Source organism: Kitasatospora kazusensis (assembly GCF_039529945.1).
Taxonomy (GTDB): domain Bacteria; phylum Actinomycetota; class Actinomycetes; order Streptomycetales; family Streptomycetaceae; genus Kitasatospora; species Kitasatospora kazusensis.
In genome coordinates this window covers 126,301-147,181 of sequence record NZ_BAAANT010000004.1, presented here as the reverse complement: position 1 = coordinate 147,181, position 20,881 = coordinate 126,301, and the positions used below count along the sequence as shown (strand labels likewise).

General features: G+C 72.1%; 17 protein-coding genes. 9 read left to right on the top strand and 8 right to left on the bottom strand.

What is annotated here, in order from left to right; translation table 11 throughout:
• Positions 1 to 25 precede the first annotated feature (25 nt).
• The 5 genes from ABD330_RS05620 to ABD330_RS05600 all read right to left on the bottom strand — a co-directional run bounded on the left by ABD330_RS05620 (position 26) and on the right by ABD330_RS05600 (position 9,105).
• Positions 26 to 1,057: a hypothetical protein gene (locus tag ABD330_RS05620; protein WP_344461372.1), complete on the bottom strand. Its 1,032-nt coding sequence runs from the start codon at positions 1,055 to 1,057 to the stop codon at positions 26 to 28.
• A 262-nt stretch (positions 1,058 to 1,319) separates the two neighbouring features.
• Positions 1,320 to 3,746, bottom strand: coding sequence for a protease pro-enzyme activation domain-containing protein (locus ABD330_RS05615; protein ID WP_344461370.1), 2,427 nt, complete (start codon positions 3,744 to 3,746; stop codon positions 1,320 to 1,322).
• A 244-nt stretch (positions 3,747 to 3,990) separates the two neighbouring features.
• The gene (locus ABD330_RS05610; RefSeq protein WP_344461368.1) at positions 3,991 to 5,469 is read right to left on the bottom strand and encodes an FAD-dependent monooxygenase; all 1,479 of its coding nucleotides are present in this window, start codon (positions 5,467 to 5,469) and stop codon (positions 3,991 to 3,993) included.
• A 228-nt stretch (positions 5,470 to 5,697) separates the two neighbouring features.
• Positions 5,698 to 7,398, bottom strand: coding sequence for a phenylacetic acid degradation protein PaaN (gene paaN, locus ABD330_RS05605; RefSeq protein ID WP_344461366.1), 1,701 nt, complete (start codon positions 7,396 to 7,398; stop codon positions 5,698 to 5,700).
• A gap of 315 nt (positions 7,399 to 7,713) precedes the next feature.
• Positions 7,714 to 9,105 (bottom strand): hypothetical protein, encoded by a 1,392-nt coding sequence (locus tag ABD330_RS05600; protein WP_344461364.1) that lies wholly within the window; start codon positions 9,103 to 9,105, stop codon positions 7,714 to 7,716.
• Between the two features lie 239 nt (positions 9,106 to 9,344).
• Between ABD330_RS05600 and ABD330_RS05595 the strand changes: the two genes are divergently transcribed.
• Complete coding sequence (locus ABD330_RS05595; RefSeq protein ID WP_344461362.1) at positions 9,345 to 10,379, top strand: glycosyltransferase family 2 protein; 1,035 nt, start codon at positions 9,345 to 9,347, stop codon at positions 10,377 to 10,379.
• Positions 10,380 to 10,482: 103 nt separating this feature from the next.
• Positions 10,483 to 11,067, top strand: coding sequence for a TetR/AcrR family transcriptional regulator (locus ABD330_RS05590; RefSeq protein WP_344461360.1), 585 nt, complete (start codon positions 10,483 to 10,485; stop codon positions 11,065 to 11,067).
• A gap of 116 nt (positions 11,068 to 11,183) precedes the next feature.
• Here the strand turns inward: ABD330_RS05590 and ABD330_RS05585 are convergent, their stop codons facing one another.
• Entirely contained in the window at positions 11,184 to 11,663 is a 480-nt protein-coding gene (locus tag ABD330_RS05585; RefSeq protein WP_344461358.1) for an Lrp/AsnC family transcriptional regulator, read from the bottom strand.
• A 215-nt stretch (positions 11,664 to 11,878) separates the two neighbouring features.
• On the opposite strand from ABD330_RS05585, the gene pdhA reads away from it, so the two are divergent.
• The 4 genes from pdhA to ABD330_RS05565 all read left to right on the top strand — a co-directional run bounded on the left by pdhA (position 11,879) and on the right by ABD330_RS05565 (position 17,235).
• Positions 11,879 to 13,033, top strand: a complete 1,155-nt coding sequence (pdhA, locus tag ABD330_RS05580; RefSeq protein WP_344461356.1) for a pyruvate dehydrogenase (acetyl-transferring) E1 component subunit alpha — start codon at positions 11,879 to 11,881, stop codon at positions 13,031 to 13,033.
• Positions 13,030 to 14,025 (top strand): alpha-ketoacid dehydrogenase subunit beta, encoded by a 996-nt coding sequence (locus ABD330_RS05575; RefSeq protein ID WP_344461354.1) that lies wholly within the window; start codon positions 13,030 to 13,032, stop codon positions 14,023 to 14,025. The genes pdhA and ABD330_RS05575 overlap by 4 nt, the downstream gene beginning before the upstream one ends.
• A 5-nt stretch (positions 14,026 to 14,030) precedes the next feature.
• Positions 14,031 to 15,374 carry a dihydrolipoamide acetyltransferase family protein gene (locus ABD330_RS05570; RefSeq protein WP_344461519.1) on the top strand — a complete coding sequence of 448 codons (1,344 nt, stop codon included), beginning with the start codon at positions 14,031 to 14,033 and terminating at the stop codon, positions 15,372 to 15,374.
• 376 nt (positions 15,375 to 15,750) lie between these two features.
• The gene (locus ABD330_RS05565) at positions 15,751 to 17,235 is read left to right on the top strand and encodes a globin domain-containing protein (RefSeq protein WP_344461352.1); all 1,485 of its coding nucleotides are present in this window, start codon (positions 15,751 to 15,753) and stop codon (positions 17,233 to 17,235) included.
• Between the two features lie 121 nt (positions 17,236 to 17,356).
• Here ABD330_RS05565 and ABD330_RS05560 read toward each other — a convergent pair whose 3' ends face one another.
• Complete coding sequence (locus tag ABD330_RS05560; RefSeq protein WP_344461350.1) at positions 17,357 to 17,881, bottom strand: NUDIX domain-containing protein; 525 nt, start codon at positions 17,879 to 17,881, stop codon at positions 17,357 to 17,359.
• 454 nt (positions 17,882 to 18,335) lie between these two features.
• On the opposite strand from ABD330_RS05560, the gene ABD330_RS05555 reads away from it, so the two are divergent.
• Complete coding sequence (locus ABD330_RS05555; RefSeq protein WP_344461348.1) at positions 18,336 to 18,761, top strand: SsgA family sporulation/cell division regulator; 426 nt, start codon at positions 18,336 to 18,338, stop codon at positions 18,759 to 18,761.
• Positions 18,762 to 18,868: 107 nt separating this feature from the next.
• Here the strand turns inward: ABD330_RS05555 and ABD330_RS05550 are convergent, their stop codons facing one another.
• Positions 18,869 to 19,246, bottom strand: a complete 378-nt coding sequence (locus ABD330_RS05550; protein WP_344461346.1) for a phage holin family protein — start codon at positions 19,244 to 19,246, stop codon at positions 18,869 to 18,871.
• Positions 19,247 to 19,389: 143 nt separating this feature from the next.
• On the opposite strand from ABD330_RS05550, the gene ABD330_RS05545 reads away from it, so the two are divergent.
• Both ABD330_RS05545 and tenA read left to right on the top strand, forming a co-directional pair.
• On the top strand, positions 19,390 to 19,707 hold the full coding sequence (locus ABD330_RS05545; RefSeq protein ID WP_344461344.1) for a cupin domain-containing protein: 318 nt from the start codon (positions 19,390 to 19,392) through the stop codon (positions 19,705 to 19,707).
• Positions 19,708 to 20,070: 363 nt separating this feature from the next.
• Positions 20,071 to 20,775 (top strand): thiaminase II, encoded by a 705-nt coding sequence (gene tenA / locus ABD330_RS05540; protein ID WP_344461342.1) that lies wholly within the window; start codon positions 20,071 to 20,073, stop codon positions 20,773 to 20,775.
• The last annotated feature ends 106 nt before the right edge of the window (positions 20,776 to 20,881 follow it).

Below are 20,881 nucleotides of genomic sequence, written 5' to 3'. Positions count from 1 at the left end.
CGGTCCGGAGCCACCGGGTCCGGAGCTACTCCCACTCCCAGCGGATGCCGACCTGGCCGGGGGTCTGGTCGGGGGCGAGCACGTGGGCGCTGGCCGAGGCGCCGATCCACAGCTGCTCCCGCTTCCGGTCGGCCTCCTCGCCGGGGGCGCGGTCGAAGCTCTCGCAGTGCACCGGGACGGTGCCCGGGTCGAAGTGCACCTGGAGGACGTACTCGCGCACGGGGACGGCGAACCGCCGCGCGTAGGTGCTGGTCGGCTCCCCGGGCGGGATCTGCACCTCGTACTCGAAGACCGCGCTGTCGCCGGCCGCGAGCGGCCGGTCGAGCAGCAGCTCCGCGACCAGCAGACCGCTCTCCGGGCGGCGGCGGACCCGGCCGAGGCGGGCGTGCCGGACGGAGGTGATCTCCGGGCAGCCGGTCGCCTCGTCGTCGGCCTTGTGCACCACCAGGCAGCGGGACACGCCGCTGACGGTGGCCCGGACGACCTGGCGCATCCGCAGCAGGTGCCCGCGCCGCCGGGCGTCGACGAAGTAGGAGTCGTGGATGCTGAGCCGCTCCAGCTCGCTGATCGGCGGCGCGTCCAGTTCGGCGAAGACGTCGGGGATCTCCTGCTCGCCGGGCCAGACGTCCTGCACCCGCAGGCCGTCGCAGGCGGCGGGGGTCACCCAGCGCCCGCGCGGGCGCGGCGGGCCGAGCCGGGCCGAGAGGGAGGTGTGGGGGAGGCCGAGCAGCGCCTCCAGGAGGTGGACGGCGCGCAGCGAGGTGGCGCGCTCGGGCTGGCTGCGCCCACGCCGCCAGTAACTGAGCGTAGTGATACTGACCCTGACGCCCTCTTTGGCGAGGCTCGTCCTGATCCGCTCCAGGCTCAGCCCGCTGGCCTCGATCGCGGTGTGCAGGGCCTCGGCGAAGCCGGTTTCGGTGCGGGCGGCCGGTGCGGGTGCCGGGAGTGGAGCCGGGGGTGCTTCGGTAGGGATCCGTACGAATCCGGTCCCGGTCCCGTCGTGGTTCTGACCGACGAGTCTGAGCCGACCGGCGTGCTGCAGTTGCTGTGAGGCCATGCGGACACCCTCCCCACCAGGCGCGTTCGGTGAGGACCACCCGACGCGAGTGCGCCGGGGGCTTGGTCACCGAGTTGTCGGAACCCTACGCACGGTCGAGAGGCTACGTCATCAACCCGACGGTATGACAGTGGTCACGACAAGAAATCCGATCATCGAACGAGATTGAAACAAGGTGGAAACACTGATGCCGGTACGGGCACCGAGCCCGTACCGGCATCGTCACTGACTGTGCATCAGGGACTGTGTTTCAGCAGCTGTGTCAGGAGACGTTGAGCGCGGTGTCGTCGATGACGAAGCTGGTCTGGAGCGAGGAGTCCTCGACGCCGGTGAACTTGACGGTCACGGTCTGGCCGGCGAAGGAGGACAGGTCCACGGTCTTCTGGGCGAAGCCGGTGGCGGCGTTGACGTTGGAGTACGTCGCCAGGGTGGTGGAGTTGGCCTGGACGGTGAGCTTGTCGTAGGCCGTGGTGCCGGTCTCGGCGGTGTCGATGTGCAGCCAGAAGCTGAGGCTGGCCTTGCAGCCGGCCGGGATGGAGACGGTCTGCGACACGGTGTCGGTGTGGGCCGAGCCGTAGCCGTTCAGCCAGGCCTTCCAGCTGCCCGAGTGGGCGGCCTCACCGGAGGAGTTGTCGACCACACCCGAGGAGGTGGTCCACGGGGCGGCGGTGCCGGTCTCGAAGCCGGCGTTGCCGAGCAGCTGCGCCGGGGTGCAGCCGGTGGAGGCGGCCGTGACGGTCCAGGTGAAGGACGCGCTGCCGGTGGCACCGGTGGTGTCGGTGGCGGTCACGGTGACGGTGCCGCTGGCGGCGGTGGTCGGGGTGCCGCTGATCAGGCCGGTCGAGGAGATCGACAGGCCGGCCGGCAGGCCGGTGGCCGAGTAGCTCAGGGTCTGGCCGGTGGCGCTGTCCGAGCCCTTGACCTGCAGGCTGACGGCGGTGCCGGTGACGCCGGTCTGGTTGGCCGGGGCCGTCACGGTGACGGTGTTGCCGGTCTGGGTGCCGCCGCTGTTCAGCAGCGCGGTGGCCAGCGAGTCGGCGACCGGGGTGCCCCAGCCGGTGACCTGGTCGTAGCCGGACTTGGTGGAGAAGTCCTGGTTGGCGCCCGAGGTCACGTCGTGGAAGGTGTTCTTGTAGCTCGCGCTGTTGGCGACCGAGTACAGCTTCGGGTTGGCCTCACCGAGGTTGGCCTGACCGGCCGCGGAGGCCTTCTGGTTGTACAGGGCGGCGTAGCCGGACCACAGCGGGGCAGCGGCGGAGGTGCCGCCGTAGACCTGCCAGCCCGCGGCGGAGGTGCCCTGGGTGTAGATCGCGAAGCCGCTCTGCGGGTCGGCGTTGGAGGACACGTCCGGGACGGTGCGCATGGTGCCCGTCACGCCGGTGCCGGTCTGCCAGCTCGGCTTCGCGAACTGGGTGGAGACGCCGCCGCCGGCGGTGCTCCAGGCGCTCTCGGAGGAGTAGGAGGTGCCGCTCACCGAGAGGTTGGTGCCGCCGACGCCGGTGTTGTACGGGCTGGAGGCCGGGAAGTCGACCGCCTTGACGTTGGCGCCGCTGGTCGAGCGGGTGCAGTCGCGCGAGCCGTCGTCACCCGAGGCGGAGAAGATCGAGATGCCCTGGGCGGCGGCCTGCTTGAAGGAGTTGTTCACCGCGGTCATCGAGGCGGCGGTGGTGTCGGGCTCGCAGGAGCCCCACGAGATCGAGACGACCGAGACCTGGTTGTCCGACACGATCTGGGCGGCCATGTCCAGCTCGCCCTGGTCGGTGTTGGGGGCCTCGTAGACCAGCTGGGTCGCCTTGGGGGCGACACCGCGGACGATCTCGCTGTCCAGCTCGACCTCGCCCTGGCCCTGGCCGGGAGCGGAGTTGTAGTTGGCGCCGTCCACCGAGACGGTGCTCACGGCCGGGCCGGAGAGGCCGAACTGCGAGTCGTAGGTGGTCAGGTTCGAGGCGGTGTAGCCGTCGAACTCCCAGAGCGCGATCTTGACGCCGGTGCCGTTGGTGCCGACCTTGTTCAGGTTGTAGGCGCCGTCGTACTGGCTCGGGCCGAAGCCGCTCGGGGTGGCGTGCGGGACCGAGTTGTTCGGCTTCGCTATTCGGGTGGTGCGCACCGTGTAGTTGGTGAGGCCGGTGACACCCTGCACGACGTCGGCCAGCGCGGCCGGCACGGTGGCGGCGGCGTCGTTGGCGAAGAACGTCCGGTTGTGCAGCGGGTCGACGTACGTGCTCTCCTGCGCGCCGAACGCCTTGGTGATCTGCGCGGCGGTGCCGTGCGCGTTCACCACCTGGCGGTTGGCGCTGACCGAGGCGACGGTCAGGCCCTGCGCGGCGAGGTAGGTCCGGACCTGCTCGACGTCCGCCTGGGTGGGGCCGAAGCGGGCGTTGAACTGGGCCGGGGTCAGGTAGTGGCCGAACTCGGCCGTGCCGCGGGTGCTGACGGCCTTGAGGAAGGCGTCGAGCTCGGCGGTGTTGCGGAGCTTCAGGCTGACCGCGACCGAGAGCTGCTGCGCGGCGGGGAGCGCGGCCTGCTTCTGGGAACGGGCCACCGCGGGGGTCACGGTGTTCGGCAGGGAAACCCGGGACGTGGCGGCGTTGGGGGACGGTGCGGCCTGTGCGGCCGTGACGCCCAGCGACACCACGGTCAGGGGCAGGACGGCGAGTGCCGAGGCAAGGGCGAGCGAGCGGGGTCGCACGGGTCCTCCGGGAGTGTGGGGGGCGGCTCCGGGATCTGGAGCGCTGGGGAGAACCTCCCAGAGAACTCACAGGAATAGGCTCATGCCTGAGTAATTGGTTGCTAAAAAACAGTCAAATGTGGAACGAATGCCAAACAACAGAATGGGCGGAGTTCATACAGTGAATAGCGGCCGGGCTCAACAGAATGCGGACGCCGCGTACCCCGCCCGGAGCCGCCGGGAGGGCACGCGGCGCCCGAGGACGCTACGGCCGGCCCAGCCACTCGGAGAGCGCCGCGCGCAGCTCCCCGCGGCTCGGGTCGACGGCCGCCCAGGCGGCGTAGCCGTCCGGGCGGACCAGCAGCACGGTGTCACGGAGCTTGCCGTGCGGGTCGGCCGGGGCGGCCGTCACCAGGCGGTCCTCCCAGGGCTGGGCCACCGACAGCTCGTCCGCGCTGACCAGGACGAACCGCCCGGCTCGCAGTGCCTCGTGCAGGCGCTGCGGGCCGCCGGGCTCGTCCACCGCCAGCCGCAGGTCGGGCACCCGGCGGCCGGCCAGGTGGTGCGCGCCCTTCGGGGCCGGGTACGAGATGCCGATCCCGGAGACGGTCCGCGCCCCGCGCGCGGCCACCGGCCCGACACGCCGCGCCGCCGAGGCCAGCGCGGCCCGCGCCGCCCTGGCCGGGCCGGAGTGCGCCAGTACCAGCCGGAGCAGTGCGCCGGAACTGCGCACTGCCGCGCGGCCGACCGGGTGCCGCTCGGTCTGGTACGAGTCCAACAGCGCGTCAGGCGCCCAGCCGCGCAGCACGGCTGCCAGCTTCCAGCCCAGGTTGGCGGCGTCCTGGAGGCCGGTGTTCATGCCCTGCCCGCCCGCCGGGGAGTGGCAGTGCGCGGCGTCCCCGGCCAGCAGGACCCGGCCGGAGCGGTAGTTCGGGACCTGGCGCTCGTCGCTGTGGAAGCGGGACATCCAGCGCGGGTCGTGCAGGCCGTGGTCCACCCCGAGCACCGTCCGGGTGATGTCGACCAGTTCGGAGAGCACCACCGGTGCGCTGTCCGGGAGTTGGCGGGACCGGTCCCAGGCGATCACCCGGTACCAGCCGTCGCCGAACGGGGCCAGGAAGGCGAAACCGTCCTCGGTGGCGCCGACCGTCAGGGTCTCGGCCGGCTCGCGCTCCAGCCGGACGTCGGCGAGCAGCACCGAGCTGAGCACCGACTCGCCGGGGAAGGGGAGTCCGAGCAGGTCGCGGACGGTGCTGTGGACGCCGTCCGCGCCGACCACGTACCGGGCGCGGTGCGTCCGGACGCTCTCGCCGGCCTCCTCGACGTCCAGGTCGACGCCCCGGGCGTCCTGGCGCAGGCCGGTCAGCGCGGCGCCCCGCAGGATCGTCGCGCCGGCCTTCAACGCGCGCTCCTGGAGCAGGCGTTCGGTGTTGGACTGCGGGGTGATCAGCACGAACGGGAAGCGGGTCGGCAGCTCGCTCAGATCCACCCGGACCCGGCCGAACAGCAGCAGCGCGTCCAGGGTCGTACCGGTCTCGATCAGCGGGTCGGCCAGGCCCCGGGCGTCCAGCGCCTCCAGCGTCCGGGCGTGCACCGCGAACGCCCTGGTCAGGTTGGACTCGGCGGCGCGCTTCTCCAGCACGGTCACCTGCAGCCCGGCGGTCGCCAGATCACCGGCCAGCAGGAGCCCGGTGGGCCCTGCCCCGACGATCACGACATCGGAGGTCGGCTGCTTCTCGGACATCTGCCATCTCCCGGCGGTCGGCACAGCGTTCGGAACGAGCCCGTACTCAGCTCGCTCCCAGCCTTCCATCATCGCGGGCGCTGCGGGAGTTCTGAGGCAGGGTCAACACGGCGGTGGCCCCACTCCACGGGGGTGGGAGTGGGGCCACGGTCCGGGTTGCCTCGGCCGGTCACGTCGGGCGGTCGCGCGGGGCGTTCCCGCCGGACGGTCGCGCCGGCCGGCGCGGGATCAGCTGTGGCGCCGGACCTCGACCACCCGGAACCGGTTGGAGACGAACGCGGCGTCGCAGTACGCCGAGTTGGCGGACGGGTTGGCGCCGGTGCCGTGCAGGTCGGAGAAGGCCGCCGTCTGGTTGGCGTAGACGCCGCCGGTCAGGTTGAGCGAGAGCGAGACCCCGGTGTCCAGGCAGGCGTCGACCAGGGCCGACTCGACCTGCTCCGACACGGTGTAGCCGGACGCCGTCATGGCGCCCTGCTCGCGGACGGTACGGCTCATCAGCTCGATGCCGGCCTCGCTGGAGTCGACCGCCACCGCGAAGTAGACCGGCCCGAAGCACTCGTTCATGAAGGTGGCCCGCTCGTCCGGCTTGTCCGAGTCGGCCTTGATCAGCGCGGGCGTGCGCAGCGTCGCGGCCGGGAACTCCTTGGACGCCACCACCCGCGGGGTCAGTGCGAGTTCGCCGTACTCACCGCCGGAGGCCTGGACGGTGCGCTGGAGCACGCCCGGGTTGACGACGGCGCCGAGGATCGCGGCGGCGCGGTTGTCGTCCGAGAGCAGGCCGTCGATCGCGGCGGCGAGGTCGGTGACCACCTCGTCGTAGGACTTGCCGCCCTCGTCGGTGCTGATGCCGGTGCGGGGGATCAGCAGGTTCTGCGGGGTGGTGCACATCTGGCCGCTGTAGAGCGAGAGCGAGAAGGCCAGGTTGTTCAGCATGCCGCGGTAGTTGTCGGTCGAGTCGATCAGGACCGTGTTGACGGCGGCCTTCTCGGTGTAGACCTGGGCCTGCCGGGCGTTGGTCTCCAGCCAGTCGCCGAAGGCGGTCGAGCCGGTGTAGTCGATGACCTTGATCTCGGGTCGGACGGCCAGCGCCTGGGCGATGGTGGAACCCTCGTGCTCGGCGGCGAGGCAGACCGTGTTCGGGTCGAAGCCGGCCTCGGCGAGCACCTCGCGGGCGACCTGGACGGTCAGCGCGAGCGGGAGGGTGGCGCGCGGGTGCGGCTTGACCAGGACCGGGTTGCCGGTGGCCAGCGAGGCGAACAGGCCCGGGTAGCCGTTCCAGGTCGGGAAGGTGTTGCAGCCGACCAGCAGGGCCAGGCCGCGCGGGACGACGGTGAACTCCTTGACCATGCTGAGCGGGTCGCGCTTGCCCTGCGGCTTGGTCCAACTCGCCTTCTGCGGCAGCCTGGTCTGCTCGGCGTAGGCGTACGCCACCGCCTCCAGACCACGGTCCTGGGCGTGCGGGCCACCGGCCTGGAAGGCCATCCCGTACGCCTGGCCGGTGGTGTGCATCACCGCGTGCGCGAACTCGTTCGACCGGGCGTTGATCCGGGCCAGGATCTCCAGGCAGACCGCCGCGCGGGCGGCGGGGGTCGCCGAGGCCCAGCCGGGACGGGCCGTCTCCATCGCCGCGATCAGCGCGTCCGGCTCGAAGTGCGGGTAGCTGACGCCCATCTCGATCCCGTACGGCGAGGACTCGCCGCTGACCGGCTCCCCGTCGGTGGGCTGGCCCTCGATCACGAACGGCAGGCCGAGTACCGACTCGAAGGCGGCCTTGCCGTCCTCCAGTGCGGTCTCGCCGTAGGCCTTCGGGAACTCGGGGTACGGCGACCAGTAGTCGCGGGAGGCGCTCGCGGCGAGGGCGCGCGTCAGCGTCTCCTGGTGACGGTCGATCAGGTCGGCGACGAAGGGGTGGTCGGCCGCGGCAGTCATGGTGCGCTCCTCTGAGGGGCGGACGGGACGCCTCTCAGCGTAACCGAACGATCGGTCGGGGCAAGCCCCCCGGGTGGGTCCGCTCGGGTGGAGCCCCGGCCACCGGGCGCGGCGCGGCGCCGTGGGGTGGCGGCGTGGGGTGGCGTTGGGGCTCCGCCGGACGCTGCGGGGTGGCGGCGGAGCTCCGCCGGACGCTGCGGCGCGGTGCCGGACGGGGATGGCGCAGGAGGTGCTCCGGAGGGCGGGGCGGAATGCGCACGGGCGCCGTCGGCGAATGCGCTGACGGCGCCCGTGCGGTGAAATTCCGGTGAGTCTTTACGGCACGCCCAGTTCGAAGATGACGTACCCGGCGTACCAGCCGGAGGCGGCGGCGGCCACGCCGAAGATCATGACCAGCGAGGACAGGCTGACCCGGCGCAGGGCCAGCGCGAGCGGGACGAACAGCGGGAAGGCCGGCAGCAGGTAGCGCGAGGTGTTGCCGAAGATCTGCTGGCTGCCGAGGACCATGACGACGGTCACCAGGGTGTACACGATCAGGAACGCGGGTGTCCGCAGTCGCAGGAGCAGGAAGAGCAGCACCGGCACGGCGAGTACCAGCAGGAAGGCGATCAGGTCCTCGGTCGGGTAGGTGAACAGGTAGTCGGTGTGACCGAACAGGACCCCGCGCAGCACGTCCCCGGTGTGCTGTCCGTAGTCGAAGTAATGTATCCAGGCGCCGCGTTGCAGGGTGAAGTAGCCGGAAAGATCTCCCATCCGCCAGCCGACCCACAGGACGTAGCCGAACAGGCCCAGCGGCGAGATGAGCATCGCCGTCAGCGGACGGGCGATGCCGTCCTCGCGGCGGTACAGGGAGATCAGGCCGGCCACGCCGAGTGCGGCGATCAGGGCGGTCGCGGTCGGGCGGTTCAGCCCGGCCACCAGGGTGATCACCCCCGCCTCCAGCCAGCGGCGGGTCAGCACGGCGTAGCAGGCCCAGGCGGCGAGGGCGACGAACAGCGAGTCCGAGTACACCGCCCACTCGGCGCCGGAGCCCGGGAAGACGGCCCAGACGGCCGCCGCGATGATGCCTGTCCGGCGGTCGGTCAGCTTGGCGGTGACGGCGAAGATGCCGGCCGCGGCGACGAACGAGGAGACCACCGAGACCAGCATTCCGGCGCCGTACAGGCCGAGGCCGGTGCAGTCGGAGACCAGCCGCATCAGCCCGGGGTAGAGCGGGAAGAAGGCGGCCGAGTTCTGGTCCAGCGTCATCAACTGCCCGGGGGCCAGCGCCACCAGCTGCGGGTGGTAACCGTTGGCCGCGACGTTCTGGTACCACCAGCCGTCCCAGCTCTGCAGGACGTCCCAGACGGTGGCCCCACCGCCGAACCGGGGGTCCTTGGTGCGGAAGTCGCCACCGGCGTTCAGCAAATACAGGAACGAGACGAAGCCGAGCAGTTTGGCCAGACCGAAGACCGTCAGGGCCGGCCCGAAGTGCCGGGCCGCGCGGTACGCCCTTTCCCGGGGGCCGTCCGGCCCGTCGTCCTGCCGGCCGATCTGCTCGTCGGCCTGCCCGCCGGGCTGTCCGCTGACGTGCTCGTCGAGCCCGCTGACCTGGCCGCCGTCCGGCGTGGCGAGACGACCGCCGCCGGGTCCGCCGTCCGGCTCATCGGCGGGGCTGCCGTCGGGGAGTGATCGCTCATCCGCCGGACGACTGGATATCGTGCTCATGGGATCCGATTCCCCGCCCGTTACTGATTCTCTGGCCGTCAAGGACCCGTACCGACCCGAGCCTAGGCGATCCGGCCCCGGAGCGGACCCGGGTGGGGGCACGGATCAGAACTCGGGCCGGAACTCGGGCCGGCCCTTCGTCCCCTCCATCGAGCGGTCGAGTGGTCTCATATCGAATTAAGGTGACACGGGTAAAATCCGACCAGCCTATTGACGTCGCTTGGGGCGGGGAAGACCTTATGACTTCCGAACGTACCGAGACCGCACTCTCCGTGGTCATCCCGATGTACAACGAAGAGGAAGCCCTTCCAGCTCTGGTCGCCCGACTCCGCCCGGTGCTGGACGGTATCGGTGCCCCGTATGAGGTGCTCGCCGTCGACGACGGCAGCGCCGACAAGACCGCCGAGCTGCTCGGCGACCTCCGGCACGTCTGGCCGGAGCTGCGGGTGGTCCGGCTGCGCCGGAACTCGGGGCACCAGGCCGCCCTCACGGCGGGTCTGCACCGGGCCGTCGGCGCCTACGTGGCGAGCATCGACGCGGATCTCCAGGACCCGCCCGAGAAGATCCCGGAGATGCTGGCCCTCGCGCTGGAACGGGACCTCGACATCGTCTACGGCGTGCGCAACGACCGCAGCACCGACTCCGGGTTCAAACGCCGCACCGCCGGCGTCTACTACTGGATGATGCGGCGGCTGGCCGGGAAGCAGATGCCCGCCCAGGCCGGGGACTTCCGGCTGCTCAGCCGGGAGGCCGTCGAGGCGATCAAGTCGCTGCCGGACCAGCAGCAGGTCTACCGCCTGCTGGTGCCCTGGCTGGGCTTCCCGAGCGGCGAGGTGCACTACCAGCGCGACGAGCGGGTCGCCGGTGAGACCAAGTACCCGCTGAGCAAGATGATCAGGCTCGCCGTGGACAGCGTCACCGGGTTCTCGGCGGCCCCGCTGCGGCTGGCCACCTGGCTCGGGGTCACCAGCTTCTTCGCGTGCCTGGGGCTGCTGGTCTTCACGGTGGTCGCGTACGTCGCGGGCAAGACCGTGCCGGGCTGGACCTCGCTGTTCGTCGGGGTGCTGTTCATCGGCGCCGTCCAGCTGATCTGCGTCGGCCTGCTCGGCGAGTACATCGGGCGGATATACACCGCCGTGCAGCGCCGCCCCACCTACTTCGTCGGCTACGACTCGGCGGACCCGGCGGGTCCGGTGGGCGCGGCGGATCCGGTGGACGAGCTCGCGGTCCGGCTGGCCTCGCCCCGGGCCGTGGGCAGGCGGACCCCGGCCTGAGCCCGCAGGCCGGCCGCGATCCGGCCGCGATCCGGTCGTACTCCAGCCGTGCTCCGGCCGCCCCGGCTGACGAACTGTCGGCGGGCCGGGGATACTCGTTCGTATGGCCGAGAACAACACCCGCACCGCGTACACCGTCGAGTCCCTGCTTGCCGTGACGGTGGAGGTCTTCAACGAGCGCGGGTACGACGGCACCTCGATGGAGGACCTCTCGCGGGCGGCCGGTATCTCGAAGTCCTCGATCTACCACCACGTGCGGGGCAAGGAGGAGCTGCTCCGGCTCGCCGTCGGGCGGGCGCTGGACTCGCTCTTCGGCATCCTGGAGGAGCCCGCCGCCGTCACCGGCCCGCCGGTGGACCGTCTGGAGCACGTCGTCCTGCGGACCACCGAGGTGCTGCTCGCGGAGCTGCCGTACGTGACGCTGCTGCTCCGGGTGCGGGGCAACACCACCACCGAGCTGTGGGCGCTGGAGCGCCGACGCGACTTCGACCACCAGGTGGCCGAGCTGGTCCGGGCCGCGGTGGCGGCGGGCGAGCTGCGGTCGGACGTCGAGCCCCGGCTGGCGACCCGGCTGCTGTTCGGCATGATCAACTCGGTGGTGGAGTGGTACCGGCCCGGTGCCAAGGCCGCCGACGGCGTCGCCGAGGCGGTCGTCCACCTCGCCTTCGACGGGCTCCGCGCGAGGTAGGCGCGGCGGCCCGTGCCCCTGGGCAGTGCGAGTCCGGGTGAGCTGAGTGGCTCGGGGCCGGTTCCTTCCGCTTCGCGCGGCTCTCCCCCGGCCTTCGGTCGCGCGCGTGGGGGAGGTCAGACCGGGGGGACCTGGTCGGTCTCCTCGAAGACCAGCAGGGTCTGGGTGGCCAGGACGTCCGGGATCGACTGGATCCGGCCGAGCACCAGCTCCCGCAGGGCGTGGTTGTCGGGGGTGTGGACCAGCAGCAGGACGTCGAACTCGCCGCCGACCAGTGCGATGTGGGCCACCCCGGGCAGGCCGAGCAGCTGCTCGCGGACCGTCCGCCAGGAGTTCTGCACGATCTTGAGCGTGATGTACGCGGTGGCGCCCTGCCCCGCCCGTTCGTGGTCCACCCGGGCGGTGAAGCCGCGGATCACGCCGTCCTCGACCATCCTGGAGATCCGGGCGTAAGCGTTCGCCCGGGACACGTGTACGCGTTCGGCGACCGAGCGTATCGACGCCCGGCCGTCCTGCTGGAGCAGTCGAAGGATCGCACGGTCGACCCGGTCGAGCCGGTCCGCGCGCTCCGACCTGGACATCTGTTCAGCCGACATGGTCCCCCACCCTCCCGAGATGGACGTGCTGCAACAAGTCGACCGCCGATCGGACCGAATGTCCACCACCTTGCCGCAGCTGTGGCCAGAATGACCAGACGACCGAACAATCGGTAGGGAGGAACGGCCTGGCGACGAGCACTGGCACCCCTCGTGCACCAAGGCATCCCCCGTGCCCCACTGCACCCCTCCCCCACCCTCTGGAGGTGCCCGAGATGACCGTTCTCGATCACAGACACCTGACTCCCGTCCCCGGGTGGCTGCCCGGTGCGACCGGCCCCCGCAGCGACCCTGCGCCGCTGCTGCCCGACACCGCCCCCGTCCGGGTGCTCGGCACGCCCGCGCTGGACAAGGCCGATCCGCTGCTGCTCCGCGAGCTCTACCGCCGGCTGGTGGTCGGCCGCCGCTACAACCAGCAGGCCACCGTGCTGACCAAGCAGGGCCGGCTCGCCGTCTACCCGGCCTCCACCGGCCAGGAGGCCTGCCAGGTCGCCGCCGCGCTCGCGCTCCGCCCGGACGACTGGCTCTTCCCCAGCTACCGCGACACCCTCGCCGTGGTCTCCCGCGGTGTCGACCCGCTGGAGGCGCTCACCCTGCTGCGCGGCAACGCCCACACCGGCTACGACCCGCGCGCGGCCCGCACCGCCCCGCTCTGCACCCCGCTCGCCACCCAGGCCCCGCACGCCGTCGGCCTGGCGCACGCCGCCCGGCTGCGCGGCGAGCCCGTGGTGGCGCTCGCGATGCTCGGCGACGGCGGCACCAGCGAGGGCGACTTCCACGAGGCGCTCAACTTCGCCGCGGTGCTCCAGGCCCCGGTGGTCTTCCTGGTGCAGAACAACGGCTACGCGATCTCCGTCCCGCTCACCCGGCAGTCCGCCGCGCCCAGCCTGGCCCACAAGGCCGTCGGCTACGGCATGCCCGGCCGGCTGGTGGACGGCAACGACGCCGCCGCGATGCACGCGGTGCTCAGCGAGGCGATCGAGCACGCCCGCTCCGGCGGCGGTCCGACGCTGATCGAGGCGCTCACCTACCGGATCGAGGCGCACACCAACGCCGACGACGCCACCCGCTACCGCGAGGACGCCGAGGTGACGGCCTGGCGCGAGCACGACCCGATCCTGCTGATGGAGCGCGGCCTGCGCGCCGCCGGGGTCCTCGACGACCAGCTCGTCCAGGAGTCCGCCGACGAGGCCGAGGCGCTCGCCGCCCGGATGCGCGCCGAGTTCCACGCCGAACCCCGGCTCGACCCGCAGGCGCTGTTCGCCCACGTCTACGCCGAGCAAACCCCCCAACTGCGCGAGCAGGCAGCCCAGTTGGCGGCCGAGCTGGCCGCCGAAGCCGCTTCGGAGTCCGAGGTGCACGACCGATGAGCACAGCAGTACAGACCCGCACCTCCACCATGGCGCAGGCCCTCAACGCCGGTCTCCGGGACGCCATGCGGGCGGACCCGACCGTGCACGTGCTCGGCGAGGACGTCGGCCCGCTCGGCGGGGTCTTCCGGATCACCGACGGTCTGACCGAGGAGTTCGGCGCCGACCGCTGCCTGGACACCCCGCTCGCCGAGGCCGGCATCCTCGGCACCGCGATCGGCATGGCGATGTACGGGCTGCGGCCCGTGGTGGAGATGCAGTTCGACGCCTTCGCCTACCCGGCGATGGAGCAGCTCGTCTCGCACGTCGCCAAGATGCGCAACCGCACGGCGGGCGCGATGCCGCTGCCGATCACCATCCGGATCCCGTACGGCGGCGGCATCGGCGGCGTCGAGCACCACAGCGACTCCTCCGAGGCGTACTACACCCAGACGCCCGGCCTGCACGTCGTGACCCCCGCCACCGTCGCCGACGCGTACGGGCTGCTGCGCTCCTCGATCGCCTCCGACGACCCGGTGATCTTCCTGGAGCCCAAGCGGCTCTACTGGGGCAAGGCGGAGTGGGACCCGGCCGCGCCGGTCGAGCCGATCGGCAAGGCGGCGCTGCGCCGCACCGGGCGTTCGGCCGTGCTGATCACGTACGGTCCTTCGCTGCCGGTCTGCCTGGAGGCGGCCGAGGCCGCGAAGGCGGAGGGCTGGGACCTGGCGGTCCTGGACCTGCGGACGCTGGTGCCGTTCGACGACGAGACGGTCTGCGAGGTGGTCCGCTCGCTCGGCCGGGCGGTCGTCGTGCACGAGTCGACCGGCTTCGGCGGGGTCGGCGCGGAGATCGCCGCCCGGGTCACCGAGCGCTGCTTCCACCACCTGGCGGCTCCGGTGCTGCGGGTGACCGGGTTCGACATCCCGTACCCGCCGCCGATGCTGGAGCACCACCACCTCCCCGGGGTGGACCGGATCCTGGACGCCGTGTCCCGGCTTCAGTGGGAGGAGTGACGATGATGCCGGTGGTACGCGAGTTCAAGCTGCCCGATCTCGGTGAGGGGCTCACCGGGGCGGAAGTCGTGCGCTGGATGGTCGAGGTGGGCGACGTGATCGCCGTCGACCAGGCGGTGGTCGAGGTGGAGACGGCCAAGGCGGTCGTCGAGGTGCCCTGCCCCTACGGCGGCGTGGTCACCGCGCTGTTCGGCGCGGTGGGGGAGGAGGTGCCGGTCGGCGCTCCGCTGGTGACGGTCGCCGTCTCGCCGCCGGCCGGATCGTCGGATGCCGTGCAGGCCGAGCCCGCGGTCGAACGCCCGCTGGTCGGGTACGGGGTCGCGGACGGGCCGAAGGGCGCCCGGCGGGCCCGGGTGCGGACCGGTGCCGCTGCGGTCGGCGTGCCGGGCCCGGTCGCGCCCGCGGTGGCCGCACGGGTGGAGGCCGCGCCGACGGCGCCTGCGGTGGCCGCGCCGGTGGTGGCCGTTCCGGTGGTCGTGCCGGTGATCTCGCCGCTGGTGCGGCGGTCGGCGCGCGAGCACGGGATCGACCTGGCGGCGCTCACCGGGAGCGGGCCGGACGGGCTCATCCTGCGGGCGGACGTGGAGCGGGCGGTGGCTGCGGCAGCTCGTCCGGCCGTGGCTCCGGTCAAGGCCGCGGTCGCCGCTGCCGGCTCGGCCGCCGACGAGGTGGTGCCGCTGCGCGGGCTGCGGCGGACGATCGCCGAGAAGCTCACCCGCAGCCATCAGGAGATCCCGGCCGCGACCTGCTGGGTGGACGCCGATGCGACCGGACTGATGGAGCTGCGAGCGCAGTTGAACCGCACGGCCGGGCCGAAGGTGTCCGTGCTGGCACTGCTGGCCCGGATCTGCACGGCCGCGCTGGACCGCTTCCCGGAGCTCAACTCCAGTGTGGAGAGCGACGGTTCGGGCATCCGGCGGCACGCCGCGGTGAACCTCGGCTTCGCGGCGCAGAGCGACCGTGGGCTGGTCGTGCCGGTGGTGCGGGACGCGCACCTGCTGGGGACGGAGCAACTGGGCGCCGAACTGGCCAGGTTGACGGAGACGGCCCGGGAGGGCCGGCTCACGCCGGCCGAGCTGACCGGCGGCACCTTCACGCTCAACAACTACGGTGTCTTCGGGGTCGACGGGTCGACCCCGATCCTGAACCACCCCGAGGCGGCCATGCTCGGGGTCGGCCGGATCGTCGCCAAACCGTGGGTGCACGAGGGGCAGTTGGCGGTGCGGCAGGTGACCCAGCTGTCCTTCACCTTCGACCACCGGGTCTGTGACGGCGGCACGGCGGGAGGGTTCCTGCGCTTCGTCGCGGACTGCGTCGAGCAGCCCGGAATGCTGCTGCGGCAGCTGTAACCAGTTGTAACCAGCGGTACTCGGCCGCCCTGCTCCGTGCTTCGCGGGGCAGGGCGGCCATGGGTTGCGGGCGAGCGTAGCGCGTGTCCGGGGCGGGCGTCAGGGCTTCGCAGGATTTGTCGGATCAGCTGTTTGGGCGTGTCAGGCTTCCGAAGGCGTCAAGCAGAGACAAGCCAGGACGACCGGAAGCGAAGCGATTCTCTTGGGCACTCGTCAAGTCATGGTGAAGCCAGTCCCGTTGAGGGTGCGGACGGGGAACGGATCGGTGGCGGTCGCCGCAGTTCCGGGGATGCCCGTGGCCGAGGGTCCGGTGCCTGGACTGCCGGTGCCGGACGTGTCCGGGCCCGTGCCTGCCGCGCCCGGGTCGGCTCTGTCCGTGCCGGAGGTGGTGGTGGCGGAGCTGGTGATCCCGGCTCGCCCGGCCTTCCCCCCGACGGTCCCGGCGCCCGCGTCGTACACCCCAGCGCAGTACAACCCCGCGCCGCATACCCCCGAGCAGTACACCCCCGAGCCGTACACCCCTGACCCGCCCGCCCCCAGCAGGCCGGAGCCCGCCACCGCCCCGACCCCGGGTCCGGCGATCCAGCCGATGTTCACCCGGGCGCCGGGGCTCAACTGGGCCGGTCCGGGCGATCACTGGAGCCGGGCCTGGGCGCTGGACGCCCTCGACGGCAACGCCGCGCCCCCGGCCGGCCCCGAGCCGGCCCCGGATCCGCGGGCGGCCGCCGGGCAGGCGCCCACACCGGCCGACATCCAGTTGATCCGGGCCAGCCTGGCGGTGGTGGAGCCGGTCGCCGACCGGGCCACCGCGCACTTCTACGCGCTGATCTTCCTGCACCACCCCGAGGTCCGGGCGCTCTTCCCGGCGGCCATGGACGTCCAGCGGGACCGGCTCTTCCGGGCCCTGCTGATGGCCGGCCGGAACGCGGACGACCTGGTGGGACTGACCGAGTACCTGACCGGGCTGGGCCGTGGGCACCGCAAGTACGGGACGCTGACCGGCCATTACGGCCCGGTGGGGGAGTGTCTGATCGCCGCGCTGGAACGTTTCTGCGGAAACCGCTGGGACAGCGCGACCGAACTGGCCTGGCGCCGGGCGTACGGACTGATCTCGAAGATCATGATCGAGGCGGCCGAGGGTGCCGCGAAGACCTCGCCGCCCTGGTGGCAGGCCGAGGTGGTCGAGCACCGGCAGCGCACACCCGACATCGCGGTGGTGACCGTCCGGCCCGACCAGGCGTACCCGTACCGCGCCGGGCAGTACACCACGCTGGAAACGCCCTGGTGGCCCCGGGTCTGGCGGCACTTCTCGTTCGCCACCGCGCCCCGGCCGGACGGGCTGCTCACCTTCCACGTCAAGGCGGTGCAGGCCGGCTGGGTGAGCAACGCACTCGTCCGCCGGGCCGCCCCCGGCGACGTCCTGCGGCTCGGCCCGCCCGCCGGCGCGATGGTGGTGGACCACGGCAGCGGTACCGACCTGGTCTGCCTCGGCGGCGGCACGGGCATCGCGCCGATCAGCGCACTGGTCGAGGAGATCGCCGCGTACGGCCCGGCGGGCCGCTCGGTCGAGGTGTTCTACGGCGCCCGGCGGCACGGCGAGCTGTACGAGTTGGAGACCCTGCGCAGGCTCGCCGGGCGCAACCCCTGGCTGTCGGTCCGGGCGGTGGTCTCGGACGAGCGGGTCGCCACGGCCGAGGCGCTGCCCGGGGACCTGCCCGATCTGATCGGGTCGTACGGCCCCTGGGCCGGCCGGGCCGCTTACCTCAGCGGCCCCGCCGCGATGGTGCGGCGCGCCTGTGCCGCACTGCTGCGGTCGGGGATGGCGGACACGGACATCCACCATGACCTCGCGGCCGGGTAGCCGCCCCGGCGGCCCGGCGCGCGGTTCCACCCGCCCCCGGGCGGCCCCGGCCGACGGAGCTCGGACCCGACGGGGCTCGGGCCGGAGAGGCTCGGGCTGGAAGGGCTCGGGCCGGAGGGGCTCAGGCGAGGTCGGGGGCGAGCATGGCCCGGATGCCCTCGATGTTGGCGGCGAGGTATGCGCGCAGGCGCGGCGGTACGACGTTGACCGAGGTGACGCCCTCGCGGGTGAAGGGCAGCCGGACGATCTCGTACTCGCCCTGCGGCTCGTCGACCTCGGGTCCGTGCCGGAGCGCCGGGTCCATCGAGGCGAGCCGACAGACGAAGAAGTGCTGCACCTTCACTCCGTGCGGGTGGGCGAGCGTGCCGTCCTCGTGGTGCGAGTGGGCGACGGTGTCGACGAAGGCGGGCACCACGTCCTCGACCTTGCCGCCGAGCTCCTCGTCCACCTCGCGGTGCAGGGCCTCCACCACCGTCCGGTCCTCGCGCTCGACCCCGCCGCCGGGTGTGATCCAGTACGGCTGCGAGCCCGGCCGGGTGCGCTTGATCAGCACGATGTCGGCCGGGGCGTGCGGGTCGTCCGGGTCCAGTTCCAGCAGGATCGCCCGGGCGGTGCGCTTGACGACTGGGCGGACCGGTCCGGCCATGGCCACCTCCGGGGCACGGGCGTTGTGCGGGATTCTCCCCCCGTCACGGTGCCGCCGAAACCCGAACAGGCCCGCTCGGAGGGCGTCCGGACCCGCTCGGAGGGCGTCCGGCTGCGCCGAACGGATGATTCGGGGTGCGCTGCGGGTGTCGTTCGCCCGCGACGGGCATCAACCTTGTGGATCTTCGATGTGAAGAAAATGTGCTCGAATTATCGGCAGACGCATGGGTTTGACGGATTACTGCCATTAAATCCAAGGTGATTTACGGGTCGTTCGAGCGTTAATGATTGCGGGCCCGCTTGCCCTGTGCTGCAATGAGCGCCACTTGGGCAAAGCGGAGCGCACTACTCCAATTGCCCGTGTCCCCGCCGGTCGGACCGGTCCGACCGGCTGCCCGCCGTGGCGGAGCGGGGCCCTGCGAGGGGCGTCGCTCCAGAACGAGAGGTACCGGCGCATGCACAGCACAGTCCAGGGCCACGTGGTCATGCACTTCGAGGTCTCGAACGAGCTCTCCCTCCGCATCGTGGTCGATCTGGAGTACGACCCCCTCGACCCCTATGCGGTCCGCTGCACCTTCCACCTGCCCGGCGACACCCCGGTGGCCTGGGTCTTCGCCCGCGAGCTGCTGCTCGACGGCATCAGCAACCCCGCCGGTGAGGGCGACGTGCGGATCCACCCCGTCGGCGGCGAGCTCTCCGACGTGCGCATCCGGCTCTGCTCCCCCGAGGGAGGCGCCGTGCTGCGCGCCCCGGCCCCGCCGCTGATCGCCTTCCTGGCCAGGACGGACCGGCTGGTGCCGATGGGACAGGAGATCGTCAGCGGCGAACTCGACGCCCAGCTGGCCGACATCCTCAGCCGGGGCTGTGAGAACGCCGGCTGAGCGGGCCGTCGGCACGCGGCAGGCGGAAGGGGTGCGGGTGGGGTCTACCGGCCGATGACCGGGAGGCCCCACCCGCACTCCTTCCGCCGGCTCCGGCCTGCTGCCGGTCAGTCGTCGTCCCCGAAGGCCAGGTTGAGGCCCCAGGACACCAGGCTGATGATCAGCGCGCCGAGCAGCGCCGACCAGAAGCCCGCGACGTGGAAGTCCAGCTTGAGCTTGTCGGAGGCCCACGAAGTCAGCCAGAGCATCAGCGCGTTGATCACGAAGGTGATCAGTCCGAGCGTCAGGATGAACAGCGGCAGGGAGAGCAGCTTCACCAGCGGCTTGATCAGCCAGTTCACCACGCCGAAGATCAGCGCGACCGCGACCACGGTGATCGTCTTGTGCTGCCAGTCGCCACCTGTGAGCGTGATCCCGTTGACGATCCAGGCGGCCACCCAGATCGCGGCGGCGTTGATGAGGGTCTTGACCACGAAACTCTTCATATCGGAGATCGTTGCAGCCCGGCGAGCCCGGGGGAAGTTCCCGGCCCGCACGTGTTGTTCAATGTCGCTGCGACCGGTCGACGCCGGTCGACACCGACCGATCGACACCGGTCGACACCGACCGACGAGGAGGGGCGGCGGCGATGAAGGTCTTCCGACTGGACCGACTGGACGCGGAGCGCGCGGCCAACCAGGGTGCCTACCTCCGCTTCCTGAAGGAGCGGAACATGTCGGCCGGCCTGTACGCGCTCTCGCCGGGCGACACCGACACCCAGTCGCCGCACGCCCAGGACGAGATCTACCAGGTCATCAGCGGCCGCGCCGAGCTGACCGTCGGGGACGAGACCACCACCGTCGGCCGGGGCAGCGTGGTCTACGTACCCGCCGGAGTACCGCACCGCTTCCACCACATCACCGAGGAACTGCGGGTGCTGGTCGTGTTCTCCCCGCCGGAGGACTGACCGGCGGCGGTCGGGCCCCCGGGTGGAGCCGACCGGCCTGCGGGAGGCTCACCTGTCCGGGAGGCTCACCTGTCCGGCAGGCTCACGTGTCCGGGGGCTCACCTGTTTCAGGGCCGGGCCGGCCGCCCGGGTAGGGTCGGCGGCGTACGTCACCCGTCGTCACCGATCACACGCCGCGGGAGCCCGGAGCAGCGGGCTGAGAGGGCGCTGACACACGCTGCGCCGACCGCCAGAACCTGGCCGTGGCACGGGGAGACCCTGCCCGGGACAGGGAGGGAGTCACCACCCGTGTCCGTTCCCACTTCCACGCCCGCATCCGCATCCGCCGACACACCCGGGTCCGCACCTGTGCCCGCCTCGCCCGTGCCCGCGTCCACGTCGCCCGCGCCCACGTCGCCCGCGCCCGCGTCGCTCACCGAGGAGCTCTGGGCGGCCATCGCGCCGGTCTACGCCGAGATCCTCGCCCACCCCTTCCTCGGCGGCCTGACCGACGGCACCCTGCCGCGCGAGGCCTTCCGGCACTTCGTGGTCCAGGACTCGCACTACCTGCGCGAGTACGCCCGGGCGCTCGCCGTCTGCGCGGCCAAGGCACCGGACGAGCAGGACGTCCGGGCCTTCGCCGACGACGCGATCGGCGCGCTGGCAGCCGAGCAGGGCATGCACGCCGAGTTCATGTCGGCGTTCGGCCGGACGGCGGCGGAGGCGGCCGCCGAGCCGGTGCTGCCCACCACCCGCGCCTACACCAGCTACCTGCTCGCCACCGCGTACGGCGGTTCCTTCGCGGAGGCGGTCGCCGCCGTGCTGCCCTGTTACTGGATCTACGCCCGGGTCGGTGAGCAGCTGCTCGCCAAGTCCTCCCCCGACCCGCTCTACGCGCAGTGGATCTCCACCTACGGCGACGAGGCGTTCCAGTCCGTGGTGCGCCGGGTGCTGGCCCTCACCGACCGGCTCGGCGAGGAGATCTCGCCGGCCGAGCGCCGTCGGATGGTCGAGCACTTCAGCACCACGTCGCGGTACGAGTGGATGTTCTGGGACGCGGCCTGGCGCGGCGAGACCTGGCCGGTCTGACCTGGCGGGTCCGGTCCGGTGCGCTCGGCAGGGCCGGGGCAGGGGCCGGGACAGGGGGATCCCCGGGGTGCGGCCTAGGGGTGATCTCCGGGTTCTCTCGGGGGCT

Bases quoted from the DNA above. Each gene is read 5' to 3' on its own strand.
- paaN (WP_344461366.1), bottom strand. From the start codon at position 7,398: ATGACTGCCGCGGCCGACCACCCCTTCGTCGCCGACCTGATCGACCGT.
- ABD330_RS05560 (WP_344461350.1), bottom strand. From the start codon at position 17,881: ATGGCCGGACCGGTCCGCCCAGTCGTCAAGCGCACCGCCCGGGCGATC.
- ABD330_RS05590 (WP_344461360.1), top strand. From the start codon at position 10,483: ATGGCCGAGAACAACACCCGCACCGCGTACACCGTCGAGTCCCTGCTT.
- ABD330_RS05620 (WP_344461372.1), bottom strand. From the start codon at position 1,057: ATGGCCTCACAGCAACTGCAGCACGCCGGTCGGCTCAGACTCGTCGGT.
- pdhA (WP_344461356.1), top strand. From the start codon at position 11,879: ATGACCGTTCTCGATCACAGACACCTGACTCCCGTCCCCGGGTGGCTG.
- ABD330_RS05555 (WP_344461348.1), top strand. From the start codon at position 18,336: ATGCACAGCACAGTCCAGGGCCACGTGGTCATGCACTTCGAGGTCTCG.
- ABD330_RS05550 (WP_344461346.1), bottom strand. From the start codon at position 19,246: ATGAAGAGTTTCGTGGTCAAGACCCTCATCAACGCCGCCGCGATCTGG.
- ABD330_RS05570 (WP_344461519.1), top strand. From the start codon at position 14,031: ATGCCGGTGGTACGCGAGTTCAAGCTGCCCGATCTCGGTGAGGGGCTC.
- ABD330_RS05600 (WP_344461364.1), bottom strand. From the start codon at position 9,105: ATGAGCACGATATCCAGTCGTCCGGCGGATGAGCGATCACTCCCCGAC.
- ABD330_RS05595 (WP_344461362.1), top strand. From the start codon at position 9,345: ATGACTTCCGAACGTACCGAGACCGCACTCTCCGTGGTCATCCCGATG.
- ABD330_RS05575 (WP_344461354.1), top strand. From the start codon at position 13,030: ATGAGCACAGCAGTACAGACCCGCACCTCCACCATGGCGCAGGCCCTC.
- ABD330_RS05585 (WP_344461358.1), bottom strand. From the start codon at position 11,663: ATGTCGGCTGAACAGATGTCCAGGTCGGAGCGCGCGGACCGGCTCGAC.
- ABD330_RS05610 (WP_344461368.1), bottom strand. From the start codon at position 5,469: ATGTCCGAGAAGCAGCCGACCTCCGATGTCGTGATCGTCGGGGCAGGG.
- ABD330_RS05545 (WP_344461344.1), top strand. From the start codon at position 19,390: ATGAAGGTCTTCCGACTGGACCGACTGGACGCGGAGCGCGCGGCCAAC.